This window comes from Sinomonas sp. RB5, assembly GCF_054063535.1.
Window position 1 is genome coordinate 1 of record NZ_JBSSGJ010000007.1, and the last position, 21,603, is coordinate 21,603.

Below are 21,603 nucleotides of genomic sequence, written 5' to 3' on the forward strand. Positions count from 1 at the left end.
CGAGACCGAGGGCGGACCGCGCCGTGCGAAACCCAGCCAGAGCGATCCGATGACCTCTCCGGTTTACGCTCCCTCCCCGGGCAGGTCAAGAGGCCGTGCGCGCGTGCCCCGCGACGTGGAGATGTCCCATCCCGGGCGTCGTGGCAATTCGAGAACCTAACCGCGCTCTCGTGTGGGAACGGTCTCGGGCCGGTGGGGCAGTTCTCGCATCGGCGTATTGCCGCCCGTCCTGTCCGGGCCTACCCTTTTCCCAGATCCCGGGGGACCTGCGGGGTCAGCGCCCTGATTCGGCGAGGTCTCGCGCTGAAGCCGGCAGCAGCGCCGGCCTGCCGTCCCGCCACTGTGGCGGGCGGCCCTTCTGCCTTCCGCTGTCGACGCTGGGACGGCAGGGCAGCGCTCCCTCGCAGAGATCGGGAGAAGCACGATGAAGAAGACGCGCACAGCTGTGCTAGGCGTCGCCACGGCCGCACTGGCCGCCGCAGCCTTCGCCACAGCAGGGCCCGCCACCGCCGACTACGGCAGCGGGCAGATCTACCAGATAACCCTCTCGGACAACATTGCAGGCCCCCACGGCGGCGGAGTGTGGATCTGGTGGGGACTGAACAGCGACGGAACCGGCGACTACGCCGGATCCGACTGCGGGCACGGCGGCGAGGGCGCCGTCTCCGACCTAGGTGACGTCACCTGGAAGTACAGCCCCGACGGGACCGAGATCATCATCTCCGGCACCGCCCTCAACGGGCTCGGCGGCTACCTCACGACGGTCACCGTCCCGGCAACCACCGGGCACTACACCGGGACCGACGAGACCTTCCTGACCCTGCCAGGATTCATCCCAAGCGGCATCGGCAACGCCCAGCTGCAGGTCTCCCCGTAGAACCAGCCGCAGCGCTGCGCCACGGGTCCGGGACGGCAAGCCGTCCCGGACCCGTCCCGCGAAGTCCTCGACCTGCTCGCTCGCTCGCACGGACTGACCGTCCGTGAACGGCAACTGGTCGGGCTGGCCCTTGCCGGCCTGGACACCCGGCAGATCGCAGGGCGCCTCTTCATCTCCGACTACACCGTGAAGGACCATCTGAAATCCGTGTTCGCGAAGATGGGCATCCACAGCCGACGCGAACTCCTTGGGAACCTGTTCGGGGCCGACGTCTAAGGCGAACGTCCAGCTCTCGATGCACGAGGTTACCGAAACCGACCGCACGAGGCCGTTCGTGGCGCCAGCAATCACCCTTGTTGGTTTCTGCCACCTCGCGTCCTGCTGACGGATCCGCCGGATTCGAAATACTACCCCTCACGTCGTCTCTCAACGCTGGAGATACGAGACGTCTCATCGGCACCCCCAGTCACCGCAGCGCCGGCGCCCTGATTTCCGCGACGAAGCAGGATTCTGTCCGCCTCCGGCGATTCTCGTAACTATGTCTCAAAAGACTCTGGTTGGATGACGGTATCCATCGTTGGTTACGAGACACATCAGAGTGGTCCATGGCGAAGCTGATCGGCTACGCGCGGGTCTCGACCCGGCAGCAGTCCACCGACCGGCAGCAGGCGGACCTCCTGGCCGCCGGCGTCCGACGCGACGACCTCTATGTGGACCACGGAGTCTCCGGGGCCCGGGCGTCGCGGCCGGCGTTCGACCGGGCGCTCGGGGCGCTGATCGAGGGCGACACCCTCGTCATCACGACGCTGGACCGGCTCGGCCGGTCCACCCAGAACATGCTCGCCTTCGCCCAGGACCTCCGGGCCCGGGGCGCCGGGCTGCGCGTACTCAACCTCGGCGGCGGCGACGTCGACACCGCAACACCCATGGGCTCGATGCTGTTCACCATCATGGCCGCCGTGGCCCAGATGGAGCACGAGATCAAACGCGAACGCGCCACCGACTCCATCACCAAGCGCAGAGCAGCCGGGAAGGACCTTGGCGGCCGACCCCGCCGGATCACCGATAGCCAGATCCGAAGCGCCCTCCGCCTCGTCCAAGGCGGGGAATCCGCCGCCCAGGTCGCCCGCGACCTCGGAATGTCACGCGCCACCTTCTACAGACGATCCCGGGCACTCGAGGGTTAGCTGTCCGGGCAGCCTGATCGGCGGGAGGTCAGGCTGTCTCGGCGTGGACGTCGCCGGCGAGCGGTCTGGGGCGCCGACCCGTCGTGAGCTTTCACGGGGGATCATGGTGGTCGCCAGGAGCGTCCTGCGGCCGATTGAGGGAGTCTCTTCGCCGATCCGACTGATCAGAAGCCTGGCGGCTTCCGTTCCTACTTCGTACGCGGGCTGGGAGACGACTGATATGGGCGGGTTGAGCAGGGGCGCCCATGGGGCGTCGTCGAACATGATGATCCCGATGTCCTTCCCTGGACGGATTCCCCGCTCCGCCAGCTCGGCGAGAACGCCGAGTGCGAGGCTGGCATTGGCGATGAAGAACGCGTCGGGGGGAGCGGCTTCCGAATCGAGTAGGGCAGCAGCGGCCCGCCGCCCGTCTTCAGTGCGGAATGCGCCGTGGACGACTCTCTCGTGCCGGGAGAGTCCGCGCTCCCGGAGGGCATCCTCATAGCCCCTGCGACGGTCCATGGCGGTGCTGGCGTCCTCGGGGCCAGTGATGCAGGCGGGAGCGGTCCATCCCTGATCCAGCAGGTGGAGGGTCGCTTCCCGGGAGCTCGACCGCGAGTCCACGAGCACGCTGTCGACCGGCTCGGCGAGGGCCCTGTCGATCACCACGCATGGGATACCCGCGTTCTGGAGGGAGGAGATGTCGGTATTGGCGTTGTGGGGCGAGAGGATCACCCCGGCGACCCGGTCCTCTTCCGCCACGGCCAGATAGGCGGCTTCCTTGGCTGGCTTCTCGTCGGCGTTGCACAGCATGACGGAGTAGCCGGCCTTCTGCGCGATGTCCTCCACGCCCCGGGCGACAGATGTGAAGAAGGGGTTGCTGATGTCGGAGATGATGAGGGCCCAGACCTTTGTGCGCTGACGTCGGAGGCTCCGCGCCAGAGGGTTGGGCCGGTAGCCGAGCCTCTTCGCGGCTGCGTGGACCCGTTTCCTCAGCTCCGGGCTGACGCTGTCTGGCTTGTTCATCGCGCGTGAGACGGTCGCGACGGAGACTCCGGCTTCTTCTGCCACGTCTCTGATCTTGGCAACCGGCTTCGCGGGAGCGCCCCCATTGGGGGGCGAGGGGCGCTCCCGGGTGCCCTCTCCCCTTTCGGCCCCCTTCCGGGGCGCCGGGGACGAGGTCATGTTGACCATGGTATTAGATACCGCTGATGTCGCCGCAGAGGTGGACGCGGACGCCGAGTTCGTCGAAGAATGCCGCTTTGGCCAGGAGTGCCTGTTCGGCTGTTGCAGTGTCGGGGGCGTAGGCGACTTGGACGTGGTTGGCCTTGTGGCGGGCCATCAGCTGGTCCCGGTCCACGCCGTGGAGCACGGCGTTCATGATGGGCCACTGGGGGTCGGTTGCGTCCAGCCTCCGCTGGGTCTCCTCGCGGGGAAGATCCGCTACGTGGCCCAACCCGAGGTCGAGGTGGAGCTGGCCGTCCATGATGAAGACGCGGGACCAGACGATCTCTCCCGGCTTGGAGACGCCGGAGAGGGTTCCCCCGCCCAAGGGGAAGAACATGGGGGGCTGACGCATGCTGTAGGACTTGTCGTAGCCGCCGTTGTGGGAGGCCGGGACGGAGCCGGAGATCTCGAAGACCCATACGAATTCGCCGTCGTACTCTTCCCCCCAGCGGACGTCGTGGAGGGTGGTTGCTGGGTCGAGCCCCATGGCGGTCCAGATGCGGTTGGTGATCAGGGCGTCGACCGCGACTCCTTCGTCGACCTCGTTGAAGTGGGGCAGGGCCCGGCCCGCGTAGAGCTCGCGGGAGCCGTCGCGGGAGAGTACCGGGGGCCTTTCCACGTTGTTGAGCAGGCCCTCTGCCAGGTCGCTTGCCGGGACGGTGTCCTTGAGGCCCTGCTGGTACTGGATGCCGACGGCGTCGAGCCCGAAGTCGTCGGCGATGCGGACGGCTGCGATGTACATCTTGAGCTGGCTGAGCACCTGGGCCTCGGTGAGCTCGGTTGCCCCGTCTGTCCCGAAGTGGAACTTCAGCCCTGCCCTCTCGAGCCAGTCCTTGGCCGAGGACGCCTCCTCGGCCGTGACCTCCTGCATTTCGGCGACCAGTGCACTCTGGGAGAGGCGTTCCTTGTAGATGCCCAGCGGGTTGAGCAGCTCGTCGTCGATGATGGCGTTGTACATGCCCATGCAGCCTTCGTCGAACACGCCGATGATCGCCTTCTGCGTGACGAGCTCGTTGCCGAGGGCGCGCCCGAGCCTGACCTCGTCGCGGTCCTCCGGGAGCGCGGGAAGGTCGCGCACGTGCGACTGGTCGTGCTCGACGTGTCCTGTCTCGAGCCATGTCTTCAGCTTCTCCACGGCCCACTCGTCCGTGAAGTCCTTGCTCCACAGGGCCGAGTAGTCCACTCCTGCCTTGGTGAGGCTGCCGGTGAGGTTCAGGAGCCCCACGAGGCCTGGGAAGTCCCCGGCCCAGTTCGCCACGACGAGGATGGGGCCGCGGTGGGTCCGCAGCCCGGGCAGGACGTGGTGGGAGTACTGCCACACGGCTTCGACCACGACCAGCGGCGCCTCCGGAGGAATGCCCTTGAAGACCTCGATCCCGTGCCGCTGGCTGTCGATGAAACCGTGGCCCTTTCCGCCGTCGACGCCGTGGGCCCGTTCGATGCGGTAGCCAAGGGCCTGGACGGCGGCGGCGAAATCTGATTCGAGCCGCTCCTGGGTCGGCCAGCACTTGACGTTGGCGCTCAGCCGCAGGTCCCCGGAAGCGACGGTGTAGACGGTCTTCGGTTCTGCCGCGGGCGCGGCCGGCAGCTGGGGGAAGGTATAGGAGGTCATCGTGTTCTTTCAGCTCGGAGGGAAGCGGAAGCCTTGGCCGGACCGGCCTGGAGGGCGGCCAGCCGGTGGGAGATGGGGGCTGTGGCCCGGTAGCACTCCAGATAGAGGTCGAAGAGCTCGTCGTACTGGGCGGCTACGCCTCGGCCCGGTGTGATCTCATCGGCGGGCGGGTTCCAGAGGGAGATGTCGGGGTGGCCTACAGCGCTGGCGGCCAGGTGGGCTGCCCCGTAGCTGGCGCCGATCGTTATCGAGGGGATGGTCTGGGGAAGCCCGGTGACATCGCTGACGATCTGCATCCACAGGCGCCCCTGGGTTCCCCCTCCGACCGCGACTGCCCGTTCAATGGATCCCCCGGCCTCTTCCATGGCGGCGATGTTGTGCCTCACGCCCAGTGCGGTCGCCTCGAGCGCGGCGCGGTAGATGTCCCCCCGGGTGTGGGAGAGGGTCAGCCCGGCAATGAGGCCGCGGGCGTGGGGGTCGCCGATCGGAGTCCGTTCCCCCGCGAAGTGCGGGAGCAGTAGGAGCCCGTGCGCCCCGGGCGGCGAGAGCTCGGCCTCTCGGAGGAGCTGGGGATAGTCCGCGGCGCCGAAGAGCTCTTTGAGCCATGCCGTCAGCGCCCCGGAGGTTGCGAGGCCGCCGGCGAGGTTCGACGTTCCCTCGAAGGCCCCGACCGTGCCCCACATCGTCCGGGAGGTCAGCCTGCTGGGCACGGTGTTGATGAAGAACATCGTGCTGCCGTACATGAGCATGAGGTCGCCGACGTTCTGGGCGTTGACGCTCACCGCCTCGCTCCAGGCGTCGATGGTGCCGGTGATGACCGGGATCCCGGCCGGCAGGCCGGTCGCCTCCGCGGCGTCGGGGGTGACGGCCCCGGCGATGTCCCCGGGCCACTTGAGCCGCGGCAGCTCCAGTTCGGGCGCGATTGCGCGGGCCCACGGGAGGTGCCACTGAAGGGACTCCGAGTCGTACAGCGGCACCGATTGGCTTGCCGAGTGGTGGTCCAGGACGTATTCGCCTGTCAACCGGTAGGCGAGGAAGGAGCTGGGCATGAACAGCATCCGGGCCCTGGCGTACGCTTCGGGCTCGTTCTCGGCCAGCCAGGCGAGTTTGGGCCCGACGGCCTGGGTGGAGAGGGCCGATCCGCAACGCGCGAGGATGTTCTCTGCGCCGAACCGCCGTTCGAGGGCCTCGATCTGCTCGGTGGCACGCGTGTCGATCCCGTACAGGATGGCGTTGCGCAGCGGCCTCCCACCGGAGTCGGCCAGCAGCACGCAAGGACCCATACCGCTCACCCCTACCGCTGTCACCCTCGCCGGGCCCCCCGCGGTCAGCTCCCGGCTGATCGCGGTGAACTCCTGCCACCACACCTCTGCGTCCATTTCGACCTGCCCGGGCCCCGGGCGCAGGACCGAATGGGGGCGCACGGCGCTCCTCAGGAGCCGGCCGTCCATGGCGACCAGCACCCCCTTGCTGCTGGACGTGCCGACGTCCACCGCCAGGACCGCCTCCTCAGACGCATCCATAGAGCCCTCCTTCTCCCTCAGCACCCACACGGTCCTGTGTGGTGGAAGTCACGGTATCCGCCTGTAATCGATTACTCAAGAGAAGGCAAAAGTGTGGCCTCCTCGCAGCGGACCGGTCCACTGCCTTCTCAGATACATATGATGTATAGCCCGGTTCATCGGGATTCCATCCCGTATAGGGCGGCGCAGCTCGACCTGAGGTTGGATGTATGCAGGGTCTTTACCGTCCCATGTGAGCTAGGTTACGATGCCGACATGTTCGTAATCGATTACGCGAGCTGCCACCGCAGCCACGCCGGCCTCGGGCCCTTTCCACGGCGAGGGGCGACCCATCCCGCAGGGTCCGCAGCTCCGTCCCGCCGAGCAGGGGGCAAAGGGTGGGAAGCGCGTTGAGCGAGGCCCCGAAGACGCTCCTGCGCGCGGAGGGCGTCAACAAGAGCTTCCCGGGCGTCCGGGCCCTGGCGGACGTCCGCCTCGAGCTGCGCCATGACGAAGTCCTCGCGCTCGTGGGAGAGAACGGCGCGGGCAAATCGACACTGATGAAGCTGCTCTCGGGCATATACCAACCGGACTCCGGGAGCTTCTTCATCGACGACCAGCCCGTCCACATCGGCGGCCCCCGCCACGCCCAAGAGCTGGGCATCAGCATCATCCATCAGGAATTCAACCTCATGCCCGACCTGACGGTCGCCCAGAACGTGTTCATAGGACGTGAACCGCGCGCAGCGGGGACGTTCCTGCAGGAGCGCTCCCTCAACAGGCGGGCGGCCGAGCTGTTCGAGCGCCTCGAACTCCCCCTGGACCCCCGCAGCCGGCTGGGGGACCTGACCGTCGCCACACAGCAGATGGTGGAGATCGCCAAGGCCCTCTCGTACGACGCCCGGATCCTGATCATGGACGAACCCACGGCAGCCTTGAACGACGCCGAGGTGGAGACCCTCCACCAGCTGATCCGACGGTTCAAGAACGAGCGAACCGGAGTCATCTACATCTCCCACCGGATGGACGAGCTGCGCGCCATCTCCGACCGGATCACCGTGATCCGCGACGGGCACTACGTGGACACGCTCGAGACGGCTGCTACCTCGATGAAGGAAGTCATCCGGCTGATGGTGGGCCGCGAGATCTCCGACGCGACGGCCCCCGAAGTGCAGAACGCACGCGAAGACGTGGTCCTGGGCGTCCGCGGAGTGAGCACCAAGGCCCTGCTGAAGGACGTCTCCTTCGAGCTGAGGAAGGGCGAGATCCTCGGATTCGCCGGCCTGCTCGGGGCCGGACGCACCGAGCTTGCCCGGGCCATCGTCGGCGCAGACAGGATCGACTCCGGCTCGACCACGGTGAACGGCCGCGAAACCGTGATCCACAACCCGGCAGAGGCTGCCAGCATGGGGATCGGGTACCTGTCCGAGGACCGGAAGCGGTACGGCCTGCTCCTGGAACGCGACGTGAAGGCCAACATCGGCCTGAGTTCCCTCGCCCGGCACAGCACTCGCCTGGGGTTCATCCGGGACAAAGAAGTCAAGGAGGAGTCCGAGCGGCTGATCTCCGCCCTGCGCATCAAGACGCCCTCCTCCTCACAGACCGCCAAGAACCTCTCCGGCGGGAACCAACAGAAGATCGTCATCGCCAAATGGCTGCTCAAGGACTGCGACATCCTGATCTTCGACGAGCCGACCCGCGGAATCGACGTGGGAGCCAAAGAGGAGATCTACAGACTCCTCAACGAGCTCTCCGCCCAGGGCAAGTCGATCATCATGATCTCCTCCGAGCTCCCAGAGGTGCTGCGGATGTCGCACCGCGTCGCGGTCATGTGCGAGGGGAAGATCACCGCCGTCCTCAAAGCGGACGAAGCCGACCAGGAGACCATCATGCACTACGCCACGCTGCGCCCCGACGTTCTGGGCGCCGTCGAACAACCGCAGGAAGGGGTGGGGTCCAAATGAGCCAGCAGACCCTGCAACGCAAGAGCGCAGCCCCAGGGATCGGGAACCGCGCCAGAGCCGGACTCCAGCAGCTGCTGGCATTCGGCAGCCTAATCGTCATCATCATCTTCTTCTCGATCGTGAGCCGGACGTTCTTCACGTTCACGAACATCACCAACGTCCTGCTGTCCGCAGTCGTCGTGGGCCTTCTCGCGCTGGGAACCACCTTCGTGATCGTCACCGGCGGGATCGACCTCTCGATCGGAACAGGCATGAGCCTGTGCGCCGTCATGTCCGGGGTCCTGATCGCCAACCTCGGCCTGCCGATCTGGGTTGGGGTCCTGGGAGCGCTGGCCGTAGGGGCCGCAATGGGAGCCTTCAACGGCGCGGCCGTGTCCCTGTTCGGAATCCCGCCCTTCATCGCCACCCTGGCCATGATGCTCGTGGCACAGGGCCTGGCCCTGGTGATCTCGAAGACGTCCCCGATCTACTTCACCAACGCGCCCCACTACATCGACATCTCATCGGGCAACCTCATCCCCGGAGTGGCCATCCCGAACGCGGTCGTCATCTTCTTCGTCGTGGCCGTCATCGCCGGCGTCCTTCTCAACCGCACTCTCGTGGGACGCTACGCGATCTCCATGGGCAGCAACGAGGAAGCCACCGCCATCTCGGGCATCAACGTCCGCAAGTGGAAGATCCTGATCTACACGATGGCAGGGCTCTTCACCGGCCTGGCCGGCGTGCTGATCTCGGCCCGCCTCAGCTCCGCCCAGCCGGCCGTGGGCGCCGGCTACGAGCTACAGGCCATCGCCGCCGTGGTGATCGGAGGGACCTCCCTCTCCGGCGGGAAGGGGTCCATGGTCGGGACCGTGATCGGCGCACTGATCATCGCGATCCTCAACAACGGCCTCCAGCTGATCAACGTCCCCCAGGAGTGGCAGAACGTCGTCCTGGGCTGCGTCATCCTCTTCGCCGTCTACATGGACATCGTCCGCCGCAAGCAGCAGCACTGAATGGACCGAGAGGTCCGAACCTTCGAAACAAGGAGTCCACATGAGAATCAAGCACGGCGTCGCAGCAACGGCTGCTGCTGCCCTGATGCTGTCCCTCGCCGCCTGCGGCGGAGGCGACGGGAACTCGTCCGCCGCAGGCGGCGGGAAGAACATCGCGATCATCGCCAAAGGCTTCCAGTTCGCCTACTGGCAGGCCGTGAAGAAGGGCGCCGAGCAGGAGGCCGCCAAGGAAGGGGCCAGCATCACCTTCAACGGCCCGCCCACCGAGCAGGACGTGGCCCAGCAGGTCACCATGATCCAGAACGCCCTCGCGACGAAGCCGGACGCCCTGGCCCTGGCCGCCCTGGACAGCAACGCGGTCGCGCCCCTGCTCTCCCAGGCACAGCAGCAGAAGATCCCCGTCATCGGGTTCGACTCCGGGGTCAAGAGCGACGTCCCCGTGACCACTGCCGCGACGGACAACAGCGCTGCGGCAGCCGAAGCGGCCAAGCACATGGCGCAGCTGATCGGGAACTCGGGCAAGGTCGCAGTCGTCGGCTTCGACCAGACGAGCGAGAACGGCAAGCAGCGCGTCCAGGGCTTCGTGGACTGGATGAAGCAGAACGCACCGAACGTCACCGTGTTGACCCCCCAGTTCGGGGGCGGCGACTTGGGCAAGTCCGCGGACATCGCCAAGAACTTCATCACCTCCAACCCCGACCTGAAGGGGATCTACGGTGCGAACGAGGGCGCCGCAGAGGGCGTGATCCAGGGGGTCACCGAAGCCGGCAAGGCCGGCAAGGTCACCGTCATCGGCTTCGACTCCGGCAAGGCCCAGACCGACGCCATCCGTTCAGGGGTGGAAGCCGGGGCGATCACCCAGAACCCGATCGGGATCGGCGAGCAGGTGGTCAAGGCCGCGATGCAGGCGATCAAGGGAGAGAAGCTGCCCAAGACGATCGACACGGGCTTCTACTTCTACGACAAGAGCAACATCGACGACCCGAAGATCGCCCCGCTGCTGTACCAGTGAGCACCGGGCGTGACCGGGGATAGGCCACGGGCAGGGCAGCGGCGATGCCTCGCTGCTGCCCTGCCGCCTACACCGTGCTGGAGTCGGTCCCCGCGATTTCGGCCGGAGTGCCCATCTCGTGGGGGGCGGCGGTGCGCAGGAAGTCCTCCACCCCATAGAGGTGCGCAGCCATCCGCACCCTTGCCCGCTCCGCGTCCCCTTCCCTCAGGGCTGCCAGGATCGCCAGATGTTCCCGGTGCGTCTGCAGGAGCCCAGGGAGGTCGTGGGTCGAACGCCACATCCGCCCCCGCACCGTCGGCTCCGAGAGAGCTTCGATCAGCGCTGCCAGGACCCCGTTCCCGCTGGCTTCCGCGATGAGGCGGTGGAACCGGATGTCGGCATCAAGCGCAGCGGCGTGGTCAACGGGCTCGCCCGTGATGGCCTGCTCGGCCCCCCTGAGGATTCCGGCCGCCCGCTCCAACTCCTCCGGAGATATTCCGGCGGCAGCGGCCCCGGCGGCCTCGGTCTCGAGGGAACGACGCACGGCATGGACCTCACCGGCCCTCACGCCCTCCTGCAGCCCGACCCAGAACTGCATGGCGGAGAGCAGCCTCGCCGGCTCCAGCTGCGTGACGAAGGTCCCGGCCCCCTGGCGCGTCTCCAGGATGCCCAGGGTGGACAGGGCCCTGACCCCCTCCCGCAAAGATCCCCTCGAGACCTCCAGCTCAGCCGCCAGATCCTTCTCGACCGGGAGCCTGTCCCCCGGGGCCAGCCTGCCCGTGACCAGCATCCGCTTAACACCGCTGATGACGACCTCCGTCTGGGACATCGTCGGCCGAGCGTCCACATCGGGCATCAGCGCCCACCTGCCTTTCCGTGCATGGAAGAACTTCCATCAATCATATGATGTTTACACCTCGAACTATGGACCGAACCCGTCAATACGCTATATATGATGAAGATCATCTGATCTTTAGGCCGAACCGTCGATTTTTGGAGTTTGCCATGTCCCGTGTCACTGGGTTCGACGTCTATGACGTGCGGTTCCCGACCTCGCTGTCCGCGGACGGCTCGGACGCCATGAACAAGGACGCGGACTACTCCGCTGCCTACATCGTCCTGCACACAGAGGACCCGCAGGTGTACGGGTGCGGCTTCACCTTCACGATCGGCCGGGGGAACGAGGTCTGTGCGGCGGCCATCGAGCTGCGTGCCCGGCCGCTCGTTGGCCGGGACGTCCAGGAGCTGTGCGGAGCACCGGGTGATGCCTACCGGTCCCTGAAGGCGGATTCCCAGCTGCGCTGGCTGGGACCGGACAAGGGGGTGGAGCACCTCGCACTGGGCGCAGTGATGAACGCCGTCTGGGACATGGCGGCCAGGCGGGCAGGCGTACCGCTGTGGAGGCTCCTGGCGGCCATGAGCCCCGAAGAGCTCGTCGACGCCGCGGACCTGAGCTACCTCTCCGACGTGCTCGGCCGGGCAGAGGCGCTCGAACTGCTGGAGAAGATGGCACCGACTCGGCAGGAACGGATTGCCGAGCTGGAACGCACCGGATACCCCTGCTACACCACCTCCGCGGGGTGGCTCGGCTACTCGGACGAGAAGCTGCGGCACCTGTGCCAGGAAGCCGTGGACCAGGGATACCGCCACATCAAGCTGAAGGTCGGAGCGAATCTGGAGGACGACGTGCGCCGCCTGCGGATCGCACGCGAGGTGATCGGCCCCGAGGCGAACCTGATGATCGATGCCAACCAGGTCTGGGACGTGCCCCAGGCGATCGAATGGGTGGGACGCCTGGCCGAGTTCAGGCCGCTGTGGATCGAAGAGCCCACCAGCCCCGACGACGTCCTCGGCCACGCCGCGATCCGCAGCGCCGTCTCGCCCATCGGGGTCGCGACCGGGGAGCACGGGATGAACAGGGTCCTGTTCAAGCAGCTCTTCCAGGCTCGGGCCATCGACTACTGCCAGCTGGACGCCTGCCGGCTCGCCAGCGTCAACGAAGTCCTCGCCGTCCAGCTGATGGCGGCGAAGCACGGCATCCCGGTCTGCCCCCACGCCGGCGGTGTGGGGCTGTGCGAACTCGTCCAGCACCTGTCGATCTTCGACTACGTCGCCGTCTCCGGAGACCTCACCGGCCGGGTGACCGAGTTCGTGGACCACCTCCACGAGCATTTCAGCGATCCCTGCATCGTCCGCGACGGCGCCTACGTGCTGCCCTCCAAGCCCGGCTACTCCGCCCAGATGCACCAGTCCTCCCTCGAGCGCTTCGCCTACCCCGCCGGCACCTACTGGTCTGGGACCGCCGAGGGCCGGGGCGAACAGCTGCACCGCGAGCGGACTTCCGGTGTCGGCCCCGTGTTCGCCTCAGTGGGTGAGGGGAGCCGGGCATGATCAACTACACGCTGCTCCACCCGGACCTCCTGGCTGTCCTCGCCCGTGCCGGCCACGGGTCGAGGATCCTGATCGCCGACGCAAACTACCCCCACAGCACCGGCGCCCCGCCAACGGCGGCCAGGATTGCCCTGAATCTCCGTCCGGGGCTGCTGACCGTGGACCAGATCCTCGAGGTCCTCCTGGACGCGGTCCCCATCGAGGCAGCCCTGACAATGGCCACAGCTGACGGGACCGAGTCCCCCGCCGTCCAGGGCTACCGGGAACAGCTGGGCCCCGACGTGGCATTCAGCGCCTGCGGACGCTTCGACTTCTACGCAGCCGCCCGCGAACCGGACGTGGCAGCGGTGATCGCCAGCGCAGACATGCGCCAATACGCGAACCTGCTGCTCACCCTCGGCGTCCGGACCACGGCCTAAGGCCTTGAAGGGACACAGAGATGGAAGAGATCGTCGACACCCACCTCCACTTCTGGGACCCTGCCCGGCTCCACTACCCCTGGCTCCGGGAAGCCCCCGGCCTGGACAGGCCGTTCATGCCGCCGGACCTGGACACCGGCGGGGTCCCACTCAAGGGGTTCGTCTTCGTCGAGGCGGACAGGAGTCCCGAGCAGAGGATGCAGGAGACAGACTGGGCCGTCGGACTTGCCCACCAAGACCCCCGTCTGCTCGCCGTAGTCGCCTCCGTTGCACTGACAGGACCGCAGGACGTGCGCCCTCAGCTCCGGGAGCTTGAGCAGAAGCCTCTGGTCAAGGGGGTCCGGGGGCTCTTCCAGGACCAGGATCCTTCGCTGATCACTGCCCCGGACACCCTCAGAGCAGCCCAGGCCGTCGCCCAGGCCGGCCTCGCCTTCGACGCCTGCATCCGGCACAGCCAGCTTGCTACCCTCACCGCCTTCGCCGCAACGGTCCCCGAACTGCCAGTGGTGCTCGACCATATGGGCAAGCCTCCGATCCGCACAGGCGGACACCGCGAGTGGGCCACCGCCCTCAAGGAGCTCGCCGCCCTGCCCAATACCTTCGTCAAGCTCTCCGGCGCCGCACCCGAAGCCGACCCCGACAAGGACCTCTCGGCCCAATCACTCCCCTATCTCAGGGCCGCCCTCGACGCCTTCGGCCCCCACCGATCCATGTTCGGAAGCGACTGGCCCGTCTCCAGTACCCGGCAAGGAGGACTGGAACCCGCAGCGGCATACAGGGAATGGGCAGAGATCGTCCTAGGCCGCGCCACGGACGGCCTCAGCACCCAAGATCAGGCAGCCGTCGCCTCTGGAACAGCACAGCGGTTCTACGGCATCGACTCCAAGGAGCCATCGCGATGAAGACCCGCTCTCTGCCCGGTACCGGCCTGGAGCTGACGGAGCTGGGGTTCGGAGCCGCCTCGATTGGGAACCTGTACCGGCAGACCACCGAGGAGGAGGCAGCCGCGGCAGTCCAGACCGCCTGGGACTGCGGCATCCGCTACTTCGACGTAGCCCCGCACTACGGCCTGGGACTGGCCGAGCGCCGCCTCGGAGCCGCACTGGCCCACCATGCCCGCGGAGACTACATCCTCTCGACCAAGGTCGGCCGCCTCCTCAGGCCCAACCCCCACCCCGTCGGAAGGGACCCCGAAGGCTTCGATGTGCCCGATGACCTCACGAGGGTCCGGGACTACTCGCGCGAGGGCGTGCTGCGCAGCATCGAGGAGAGCCTCGAACGGCTAGGCACGGACAGGATCGACATCGTCTACATCCATGACCCCGACGAGCACTGGGCCGAGGCCCTCGAAGGTGCCGTTCCGACCCTGTCGGCCCTGCGCGGGCAGGGCGTCATCGGCGCCTACGGGGCGGGCATGAACCAGGCCGAGATGCTCTGCCGCTTCGTCAACGAGACCGACGTGGACGTCGTCATGCTCGCGGGACGGTACACGCTCCTTGAGCAGGGAGCGAGCAGCGAACTGATCCCGGCATGCCTCGAGCGCAAGGTCGGGATCGTCGACGTCGGAGTGTTCAACTCCGGCCTGCTCTCCCGTCAACGGCCCGCCCCCGGCACCACCTACGACTACCATCCCGCACCTGCCGGGCTCATCGCCCGCGCGACACGACTGGCGGAAATCTGCGAAGCGCACGGCACCAGCCTGCCCGCGGCGGCGATAGCGTTCCCCCTCCAGTGCCCGGCCGTGGTCAACGTGACCCTGGGCATGCGGACCCGTGAGCACGTCAAGCGCAATGCCGAACTCGCAGCCCAGACCATTCCCGTCTCCCTCTGGGAGGACCTGCGTGCCGAAGGGCTCATACCCTCGCCAGCGCCTGACCCGAACCACACCTTCTGAAAGACAAGGACAGACATGAGATTCCTACGCGTGGGGGAACCCGGGCACGAGCGACCGGTACTGCTCCATGACGACCGGCACTACAGCCTCGAATCCCTCACCGATGACCTGGACGGAGCGTTCTGGGCCGAGGGCCCGTCCCGCGCCCTCGAGGCACTCACCGCCGGAGAACTCGAAGAGGTCAGCATCGAAGGCCTGCGCATCGGCTCTCCGATCGCCCGACCGGGCGCGGTGATCTGCATCGGACAGAACTACGCCGCCCACGCGGCCGAGTCCGGCTCCCCGGCGCCCGAACAGCCCATCGTGTTCTTCAAGACCCCCAACACCATCGCCGGACCCAACGACCCCGTCGGCATCCCCCCCGGCTCGGTCAAGACCGACTGGGAGGTCGAGCTGGGGATCGTCATCGGAAAGCGCGCCGAATACGTGTCTGAACCCGCCTCAGCTCCCGAACACATCGCCGGCTACGTACTCGCCAACGACCTCTCCGAACGGAGATACCAGCTGGAAGAGTCCGGGGGCCAGTGGAGCAAGGGGAAGTGCATCAAGGGCTACTGCCCCCTGGGACCTTTCCTGGTGACCCCCGACGAAGTCGACGTCCGCGAGCTAGCGATCCGCAGCTGGGTCAACGGCGAGCCGCGTCAGGACTCCAGCACCGCTGACATGATCTTCGACGTCAACTACCTCGTCCACCACCTCAGCCACTACATGCAGCTCGAACCAGGCGACCTCATCCTCACAGGCACCCCGCAGGGGGTGGCCCTCTCAGGACGGTTCCCCTACCTCAGCGACGGGGACGTGGTGGAGATGGAGATCACCGGACTCGGCCGTCAGCGCCAGCACTACACACAACTCTGAACAGACAGGAACACCATGAACAGCAGCAGCGGTGAATTCGAAGGGCTCCGCGCAGTAGTCACCGGCGGATCCTCCGGCATCGGCGCGGCAACCGCCGAACTCCTCCGCTCCAAAGGGTGCGCGGTGGCCGTCCTGGACCTCAACCCCCAGGCCGCACCGCCCGGCACCCGCGGCTTCAAGTGCGACGTCTCCGACACCGCATCAGTCGAAGACGCCGTCGCCGCCGCAGCCGACCACCTCGAAGGCATCGACATCCTCGTCAACAACGCCGGCATCGGCGCCCAGGGCGACATCGCCGCCAACGACGACGCCGAATGGGCCCGCGTCCTCAGCATCAACACCATCAGCATCGCCCGAGTCACCCGAGAGGCCCTCCCGCACCTGCGTGCCTCCGAGAACGCAGCCATCGTCAACACCTCCTCCATTGCGGCCACCGCAGGCCTGCCCCAACGCGCCCTCTACTCGGCCAGCAAGGGAGCCGTCCACTCCCTCACCCTCGCCATGGCCGCCGACCACATCAGGGAAGGCATCAGAGTAAACTGCGTCAACCCGGGAACCGTCGACACACCCTGGATCGGGCGCCTATTGGAAGCGGCCCCCGAACCAGAGACTGAACGCGCCGCACTGAATGCCCGGCAGCCACACGGCCGCCTCGTGAGCCCAGAAGAAGTCGCAGAAGCGATCGCTTACCTCGCAAGCCCCCTCAACAGATCAGCAGTGGGAGTCGCGCTTGCCGTCGACGGTGGAATGCAGGCCCTCCGCCTCCGCACCCAGTAAGGCCCCGAAATCGGCGCAGCAGCCTTGGGTGCAATAGCCGTCCGGACACCTGGGCTCCGCTCATCATCCCGGAACAACGGGTATCAACCGGCACTCCCAGGCAGCCCGGCCAAGCGAGGTTCGCAGGCCCTCCCAGAGCCCTCCCGATGAAAGAGCGAAAGCCGACAGAAAGCCAAGCCGACCCAGCCATGACCAAAGACCTCTACACCGAGTACACGGCACGCCCGGGCCATGAGCACCAAGTCGCCGAGATGATCCGTGAACTGACCTCGATGTCCATCAGCCAGCCAGGAGTCCTGCAATTCAGGAGCTACACCCTCGATCGTGAGCCCAGGAAGTACTTCCTGCTCGAACGGTACCTGAACGAACAGTCCTTCGAAGCCCACATCACCTCAGAGCTCCGCCAACGGTTCACGGAAGAGATAAGCCAGCATCTCGAGGTATCGCCTCCCTCCTTGACCCTGCTGAACACAGTCGTCTGACTCCACAACGCGCGCTTGGACAGGGGAACAGTCAGAAGTTCGCAGGACGATGCGCCGCAGTGACAGCGCGCCGCGGTGCGCCGGTGTCGAAGGAGTAGCCGATGCCGAGCCTCGATGGGGCCCGGGCCAGCTCCGCCGGGCCAGTTTGAAAGATCACGCGCTGCCCGTGGCGCCCCGCCACCGACAGCGCATCCGCTGGGCATCCACGTGCTGGTCCCAGTCGCGACTCTCCCCTACTTGGCACGCATGCCGAAAACTGAACGGGGAAGCCAGGACAAAGGCGAGTACACGACAAGCGTTACACATCAAGGGCGAAGAATCGGCAGGAGCTCAGAAGCGAACGCGGCCCTCTCAGGAACGATCGGCTCGGAGACGACATCGCGCAACCACACGTCTTTATCAAGGAACCAGTCGGCTCCCGCTTGGAGCGAGGAAACGAGGATGTGCCATGGGGCGCCTTTGAGAGTTCAATTATCACGAAGAGGAACTTCTCAGATATGCCATTACGGATGATCTGTTCGTACCTGTGCAACAGTTCTTGGCGGATTCTGAAGACGATGCGACCCGCGAGAGTAATTCGATTACAAAGACCACCCCAAATTCCGACCGAAGGGGAGCAAGCGGGGGATGCCCGCTTAACCTCAGCTGCGGATGAGGAACAGCAAAGGGGTGGTTCGCAGAATCGCCCACAAATGAGCGACCTGCCTGGAAGACTTCCAGGCAGGCCGCTCGTCTCTTGCACGTGAGGTCCGGTTCTTTCACCTAGACCTATTTCTCACACCAACGCGGGAATCCAGATTCACGTCCTCGGTGTTCAGGGGCTTGCCAATAGCCTAGTGCGATCCAACTTCCGAGAAGTAGTCACCGAACGGTGCTGGGTGGACCAGAGCGAGCCTGGGCCACCTACATGCAAGCCTTCCACGCAGGTGGCTCACCACATCCAACTTGACCGGCGTACGTCCAACTGGTCGACGCCCGGCAAGCGGATGGCCTATCTGCAAGAACTTGCAGATAGGCCATCCATTTCCGACAAATAGATGCCCAGACCTGCATCTAGACCTCTATCTCACACCCGACAAGGGATCTCGATTCTCATCGTTGGTTGCGACAAGATGCACGATCGCGTAGCTCGACTCTGAACCTGGGAAGAAGTCGCGGTTCGTGACCCGTCCCTAGACGAGGGCGTTGTTGGTGCAGTCCGAGATGGCCGCACCTTCCAACCTAAGGACCAAAGGACCAAGTTCGATGGAAGAGGACCAAGTACGTTGGAAAAAGGTCCAAGTTGCGTGGAAATCTACAACGACTCAGAACTCCCAGTCCTCGTCCTCCGTGTTGACGGCCTTGCCGATCACATAGCTCGAGCCGGACCCGGAGAAGAAGTCATGGTTCTCGTCCGCGTTCGGGGAGAGCGCCGAGAGGATCGCCGGGTTCACGTCCGTGACCGAGGACGGGAACATGGCCTCGTAGCCGAGGTTCATGAGCGCCTTGTTGGCGTTGTAGTGCAGGAACTTCTTCACGTCCTCGGCCAGGCCCACCGGGTCGTAGAGGTCGTGCGTGTACTGCACCTCGTTCTCGTACAGCTCGAAGAGCAGCTCGAACGTGTAGTCCTTGATCTCCTGGCGCTTCGCCTCGGAGACCTTCTCGAGGCCCTTCTGGAACTTGTAGCCGATGTAGTAGCCGTGCACGGCCTCGTCGCGGATGATGAGGCGGATGAGGTCGGCCGTGTTGGTCAGCTTGGCGCGCGAGGACCAGTACATGGGCAGGTAGAAGCCCGAGTAGAACAGGAAGCTCTCGAGCAGGGTCGAGGCGACCTTGCGCTTGAGCGGCTCGTCGCCCCGGTAGTAGTCCATGACGATGTGCGCCTTGCGCTGGAGGTTCTCGTTCTCGAGGCTCCAGCGGAACGCGTCGTCGATCTCCTTGGTCGAGCACAGGGTCGAGAAGATCGACGAGTAGCTCTTTGCGTGGACGGACTCCATGAACGCGATGTTCGTGTAGACGGCCTCCTCGTGCGGGGTGACCGCATCCGGGATGAGCGAGACCGCGCCGACCGTGCCCTGGATCGTGTCGAGGAGCGTGAGGCCCGTGAACACGCGCATCGTGAGCTGCTGCTCCTGCGGAGTCAGGGTCGCCCACGACGGCACGTCGTTGGACAGCGGCACCTTCTCGGGCAGCCAGAAGTTGTTCACGAGGCGGTTCCACACCTCGACGTCCTTCTCGTCCTGGATGCGGTTCCAGTTGATCGCCTGGACGTGGTCGAGGAGCTTGAGCTTCTCGGGAGTCATCGCTGGTCCTTTCGAGCGGATCCGAACAGAGGGGGTGCCACCACTAGAGCATGCAGCTGACGCAACCCTCCACCTCCGTGCCCTCGAGCGCGAGCTGGCGGATGCGGATGTAGTAGAGCGTCTTGATCCCCTTGCGCCACGCGTAGATCTGGGCCTTGTTGATGTCCCGCGTCGTCGCCGTGTCCTTGAAGAACAGCGTGAGCGAGAGGCCCTGGTCCACGTGCTGCGTCGCGGCCGCGTAGGTGTCGATGATCTTCTCGTAGCCGATCTCGTACGCGTCCTGGTAGTAGTCGAGGTTCTCGTTCGTCAGGTAGGGGGCCGGGTAGTAGACGCGGCCGATCTTGCCTTCCTTGCGGATCTCGATCTTGGAGGCCACCGGGTGGATCGACGAGGTCGAGTTGTTGATGTAGCTGATCGATCCGGTCGGCGGGACGGCCTGGAGGTTCTGGTTGTAGATCCCGTGCTCCATGACCTGCGCCTTGAGCTCACGCCAGTCGTCCTGGGTGGGGATGTGCACCTTGGCGAACAGCTCCTTGACCTTCTCGGTCTGGGGCGCCCACTCCTGCTCGGTGTACTTGTCGAAGAACTCGCCGGAGGCGTACTTGGAGTCCTCGAACCCGCCGAACGCCTGCCCGTGCTCCTTCGCGAGCAGGTTCGAGGCCCGCAGCGCGTGGAACAGCACCGTGTAGAAGTAGATGTTCGTGAAGTCCAGGCCCTCCTCGGAGCCGTAGTGGACCCGCTCCCGGGCGAGGTAGCCGTGCAGGTTCATCTGCCCGAGCCCGATCGCGTGGGACTTCGCGTTGCCCTCGGCCACCGAGGGGACCGACTGGATGTAGCTCATGTCGGACACGGCCGAGAGGGCGCGGATGGCCGTCTCGATGGAGCGCCCGAAGTCCTCGGAGTCCATCGTCTTGGCGATGTTCATCGAGCCGAGGTTGCAGGAGATGTCCTTGCCCACCGCGGCGTAGGTGAGGTCCTCGTTGTACTCGCTCGGCGTGGACACCTGCAGGATCTCCGAGCACAGGTTGCTCATGGTGACCTTGCCGGCGACCGGGTTGGCCCGGTTCACCGTGTCCTCGAACATGATGTAGGGGTAGCCCGACTCGAACTGGATCTCGGCGAGGGTCTGGAAGAACTCGCGGGCGTTGATCTTGGTCTTCTTGATCCGCGCGTCGTCGACCATCTCGTAGTACTTCTCCGTGACGGAGATGTCCGAGAATGGCTTGCCGTACACGCGCTGGACGTCGTACGGCGAGAACAGGTACATGTCCTCGTTCTTCTTGGCCAGCTCGAACGTGATGTCCGGGATCACGACGCCGAGGGAGAGGGTCTTGATGCGGATCTTCTCGTCCGCGTTCTCGCGCTTGGTGTCGAGGAACCGGTAGATGTCCGGGTGGTGCGCGTGCAGGTACACCGCGCCGGCGCCCTGGCGTGCGCCCAGCTGGTTGGCGTACGAGAAGGAGTCCTCGAGCAGCTTCATGACCGGGATGACGCCGGAGGACTGGTTCTCGATCTGCTTGATCGGCGCCCCGTGCTCGCGGATGTTGGTCAGCGACAGGGCGACGCCGCCGCCGCGCTTGGAGAGCTGGAGGGCCGAGTTGATGCCCCGCGCGATCGACTCCATGTTGTCCTCGATGCGCAGCAGGAAGCAGGAGACGAGCTCGCCGCGCTGCTTCTTGCCCGCGTTGAGGAACGTCGGGGTCGCCGGCTGGAACCGCCCGGCGATGATCTCGTCGACGAGCTGGGTCGCGAGCTGCTCGTCGCCGCGGGCGAGGTGGAGCGCCACCATGCACACGCGGTCCTCGTAGCGCTCGAGGTAGCGCTTGCCGTCGAAGGTCTTGAGTGTGTAGGAGGTGTAGAACTTGAACGCGCCGAGGAACGTCTCGAACCGGAACTTCTTCTTGTACGCGCGGCCGAACAGCTCGCGGACGAAGTTCATCGTGTACTGGTCGAGGGTCTCGCGCTCGTAGTAGTCCTTCTTGATGAGGTACTCGAGCTTCTCGTCCAGGTCGTGGAAGAAGACCGTGTTGGTGTTGACGTGGTCGAGGAAGTACTGGCGCGCCGCGTACCGGTCGGCCTCGAACTGGATCCTGCCGTCCTCGCCGTACAGGTTCAGCATCGCGTTGAGCTCGTGGTAGCCCAGGCCCTTGTAGTTGGCGGGCAGCT

Annotated in this window: 19 protein-coding genes; 13 read left to right on the forward strand and 6 right to left on the reverse strand. The window is 65.8% G+C overall.

Going from position 1 to position 21,603, the window contains the following annotated elements:
- The first annotated feature begins 424 nt into the window (after positions 1–424).
- The 3 genes from ACVWWH_RS09605 to ACVWWH_RS09615 all read left to right on the forward strand — a co-directional run bounded on the left by ACVWWH_RS09605 (position 425) and on the right by ACVWWH_RS09615 (position 2,064).
- Entirely contained in the window at positions 425–877 is a 453-nt protein-coding gene (locus ACVWWH_RS09605; RefSeq protein WP_066495758.1) for a hypothetical protein, read from the forward strand.
- A gap of 93 nt (positions 878–970) precedes the next feature.
- Positions 971–1,153, forward strand: coding sequence for a helix-turn-helix domain-containing protein (locus ACVWWH_RS09610; RefSeq protein WP_457316548.1), 183 nt, complete (start codon positions 971–973; stop codon positions 1,151–1,153).
- Between the two features lie 329 nt (positions 1,154–1,482).
- On the forward strand, positions 1,483–2,064 hold the full coding sequence (locus ACVWWH_RS09615) for a recombinase family protein (RefSeq protein WP_457316435.1): 582 nt from the start codon (positions 1,483–1,485) through the stop codon (positions 2,062–2,064).
- On the opposite strand, the gene ACVWWH_RS09620 is transcribed toward ACVWWH_RS09615, so the two are convergent.
- The 3 genes from ACVWWH_RS09620 to ACVWWH_RS09630 all read right to left on the reverse strand — a co-directional run bounded on the left by ACVWWH_RS09620 (position 2,020) and on the right by ACVWWH_RS09630 (position 6,405).
- Complete coding sequence (locus ACVWWH_RS09620; protein ID WP_457316436.1) at positions 2,020–3,114, reverse strand: LacI family DNA-binding transcriptional regulator; 1,095 nt, start codon at positions 3,112–3,114, stop codon at positions 2,020–2,022. The two genes, ACVWWH_RS09615 and ACVWWH_RS09620, sit on opposite strands and share 45 nt — an antisense overlap.
- Before the next feature lie 127 nt (positions 3,115–3,241).
- On the reverse strand, positions 3,242–4,882 hold the full coding sequence (locus ACVWWH_RS09625) for a fucose isomerase (protein WP_457316437.1): 1,641 nt from the start codon (positions 4,880–4,882) through the stop codon (positions 3,242–3,244).
- Positions 4,879–6,405: an FGGY-family carbohydrate kinase gene (locus ACVWWH_RS09630; protein WP_457316438.1), complete on the reverse strand. Its 1,527-nt coding sequence runs from the start codon at positions 6,403–6,405 to the stop codon at positions 4,879–4,881. Before ACVWWH_RS09630 ends, ACVWWH_RS09625 begins: the two co-directional genes overlap by 4 nt.
- A gap of 389 nt (positions 6,406–6,794) precedes the next feature.
- On the opposite strand from ACVWWH_RS09630, the gene ACVWWH_RS09635 reads away from it, so the two are divergent.
- Genes ACVWWH_RS09635 through ACVWWH_RS09645 form a run of 3 tightly spaced genes read left to right on the forward strand, consistent with a single transcriptional unit; the run spans position 6,795 to position 10,355 of the window.
- On the forward strand, positions 6,795–8,348 hold the full coding sequence (locus ACVWWH_RS09635; RefSeq protein ID WP_457316439.1) for a sugar ABC transporter ATP-binding protein: 1,554 nt from the start codon (positions 6,795–6,797) through the stop codon (positions 8,346–8,348).
- Complete coding sequence (locus tag ACVWWH_RS09640; protein WP_457316440.1) at positions 8,345–9,343, forward strand: ABC transporter permease; 999 nt, start codon at positions 8,345–8,347, stop codon at positions 9,341–9,343. Before ACVWWH_RS09635 ends, ACVWWH_RS09640 begins: the two co-directional genes overlap by 4 nt.
- Positions 9,344–9,383: 40 nt before the next feature.
- Positions 9,384–10,355: a substrate-binding domain-containing protein gene (locus ACVWWH_RS09645; protein ID WP_457316441.1), complete on the forward strand. Its 972-nt coding sequence runs from the start codon at positions 9,384–9,386 to the stop codon at positions 10,353–10,355.
- Positions 10,356–10,422: 67 nt separating this feature from the next.
- Here the strand turns inward: ACVWWH_RS09645 and ACVWWH_RS09650 are convergent, their stop codons facing one another.
- Complete coding sequence (locus ACVWWH_RS09650) at positions 10,423–11,190, reverse strand: FadR/GntR family transcriptional regulator (RefSeq protein WP_457316442.1); 768 nt, start codon at positions 11,188–11,190, stop codon at positions 10,423–10,425.
- Between the two features lie 149 nt (positions 11,191–11,339).
- On the opposite strand from ACVWWH_RS09650, the gene ACVWWH_RS09655 reads away from it, so the two are divergent.
- The 7 genes from ACVWWH_RS09655 (at position 11,340) to ACVWWH_RS09685 (ending at position 17,155) form a co-directional block, all read left to right on the forward strand.
- Positions 11,340–12,725, forward strand: coding sequence for an L-fuconate dehydratase (locus ACVWWH_RS09655; RefSeq protein ID WP_457316443.1), 1,386 nt, complete (start codon positions 11,340–11,342; stop codon positions 12,723–12,725).
- Positions 12,722–13,144: an RbsD/FucU family protein gene (locus tag ACVWWH_RS09660; RefSeq protein ID WP_457316444.1), complete on the forward strand. Its 423-nt coding sequence runs from the start codon at positions 12,722–12,724 to the stop codon at positions 13,142–13,144. The genes ACVWWH_RS09655 and ACVWWH_RS09660 overlap by 4 nt, the downstream gene beginning before the upstream one ends.
- Positions 13,145–13,164: 20 nt before the next feature.
- Complete coding sequence (locus tag ACVWWH_RS09665) at positions 13,165–14,046, forward strand: amidohydrolase family protein (protein ID WP_457316445.1); 882 nt, start codon at positions 13,165–13,167, stop codon at positions 14,044–14,046.
- Complete coding sequence (locus tag ACVWWH_RS09670; protein WP_457316446.1) at positions 14,043–15,038, forward strand: aldo/keto reductase; 996 nt, start codon at positions 14,043–14,045, stop codon at positions 15,036–15,038. Before ACVWWH_RS09665 ends, ACVWWH_RS09670 begins: the two co-directional genes overlap by 4 nt.
- A gap of 15 nt (positions 15,039–15,053) precedes the next feature.
- A complete protein-coding gene (locus ACVWWH_RS09675) occupies positions 15,054–15,896 on the forward strand; it encodes a fumarylacetoacetate hydrolase family protein (RefSeq protein ID WP_457316447.1) in 843 nt (280 codons plus the stop codon).
- Between the two features lie 15 nt (positions 15,897–15,911).
- Positions 15,912–16,673 (forward strand): SDR family NAD(P)-dependent oxidoreductase, encoded by a 762-nt coding sequence (locus tag ACVWWH_RS09680; RefSeq protein ID WP_457316448.1) that lies wholly within the window; start codon positions 15,912–15,914, stop codon positions 16,671–16,673.
- Positions 16,674–16,861: 188 nt separating this feature from the next.
- Positions 16,862–17,155 (forward strand): putative quinol monooxygenase, encoded by a 294-nt coding sequence (locus tag ACVWWH_RS09685; protein WP_457316449.1) that lies wholly within the window; start codon positions 16,862–16,864, stop codon positions 17,153–17,155.
- Between the two features lie 1,304 nt (positions 17,156–18,459).
- Here the strand turns inward: ACVWWH_RS09685 and nrdF are convergent.
- The gene (nrdF, locus tag ACVWWH_RS09690; RefSeq protein WP_066498106.1) at positions 18,460–19,437 is read right to left on the reverse strand and encodes a class 1b ribonucleoside-diphosphate reductase subunit beta; all 978 of its coding nucleotides are present in this window, start codon (positions 19,435–19,437) and stop codon (positions 18,460–18,462) included.
- A 43-nt stretch (positions 19,438–19,480) separates the two neighbouring features.
- Positions 19,481–21,601 carry a class 1b ribonucleoside-diphosphate reductase subunit alpha gene (nrdE, locus tag ACVWWH_RS09695; RefSeq protein WP_457316549.1) on the reverse strand — a complete coding sequence of 707 codons (2,121 nt, stop codon included), beginning with the start codon at positions 21,599–21,601 and terminating at the stop codon, positions 19,481–19,483.
- Between the last annotated feature and the right edge of the window lie 2 nt (positions 21,602–21,603).